2 protein-coding genes are annotated in these 1,083 nt (G+C 34.1%); one reads left to right on the forward strand and one right to left on the reverse strand.

What is annotated here, in order from left to right; genetic code table 11:
* Positions 1-140 precede the first annotated feature (140 nt).
* On the forward strand, positions 141-698 hold the full coding sequence (locus DBR30_RS11330; RefSeq protein ID WP_108541285.1) for a hypothetical protein: 558 nt from the start codon (positions 141-143) through the stop codon (positions 696-698).
* Positions 699-797: 99 nt separating this feature from the next.
* Here the strand turns inward: DBR30_RS11330 and DBR30_RS21245 are convergent.
* A partial coding sequence (locus DBR30_RS21245) for a hypothetical protein (protein WP_181363555.1) occupies positions 798-1,083 on the reverse strand: 286 nt, incomplete at its 5' end.

Below are 1,083 nucleotides of genomic sequence, written 5' to 3' on the forward strand. Positions count from 1 at the left end.
CATGAATTTCTATGAGTCAATTGAACCTCGATGCATGGGTGATGAATATATTAAACCTCTCAATTAATAATTATAATTATCAAAATTGACTAGGGTTTTTATGGCCTTCCATAGGGTGTCTAATTAATAAGGAAGTGAAAGTGACAGTGAAACTATCTGACAATCTAGTTAGTAAAACTGGGGATAACCAATTTTTAACACACGTTACCCATCCAATTGAGCTAAGAGAAAAGGTGATCGGGCATCTTAGCTATACAATTTATAATTTCGGTGCTGCGTTTGAACTAAATACAGCCAGAGTCTGGCTTGTAAGGGAAGATAATTATATTGGTCGTCTTCATAAATATTTGCTGGATGATCAACATAAAATCGCAACTTTATCAGAGTTTATCTCTTCTGGAGTCATTGGCCCACAGAAATGCATAATCATTGATGACGTTGTGATGAGCGCACCCTATAGATATGTAGGTACTGAGCTACGTGTGATCAGGAAATTACTCACGCAATGCGAAATGAAATTTAGTTTTGCCATGTTACCAAACTGGAAGTCATTCTGTGATTGGCTTGGAATTAATGATGAGTATAAAACTGAGGAGCTAGGAAGATTAGGATTCTATCCATTAGATGACTATTTGGCTTTCCGCTATCTGGATGATGAAATGCTTAACATTTTGATAAATGAATCGATAGGTGTGTGAGGGGTTTTGAGATATAAAAATGTTATTTTCTTGATTCATTAATGTAGATGCACTGTATGCATGAGAGGAAGGATATAGTAACAGTTTTGATATTTACACCTAAAAAGAATTATTATCCTCTTGCTGTTCTCTTTTTGTAAGTGGCAAATTGAAAAGCTTTCTATCGATATTTTTTGTAAGAAATTTATCTAAACGAGAAGTAATCTGATCTTTTAACGTTTCATTTTTCAACATCAAGCCCACAACCATTGAGCCAATAAGAATTTTCTTTCTAAGTTCAGTCTTATTTCTACTCTCTTTCTCTTGGTTTTTTAGGAGTAAAATCTTACTGGCTAATTCAGCCTTTTCTTTTTCTAAACGCTCAATTCTTGACGGAGTATTATTA

It is taken from the genome of Aeromonas sp. HMWF017 (genome assembly GCF_003061465.1).
Taxonomy (GTDB): Bacteria; Pseudomonadota; Gammaproteobacteria; order Enterobacterales; family Aeromonadaceae; genus Aeromonas; species Aeromonas veronii.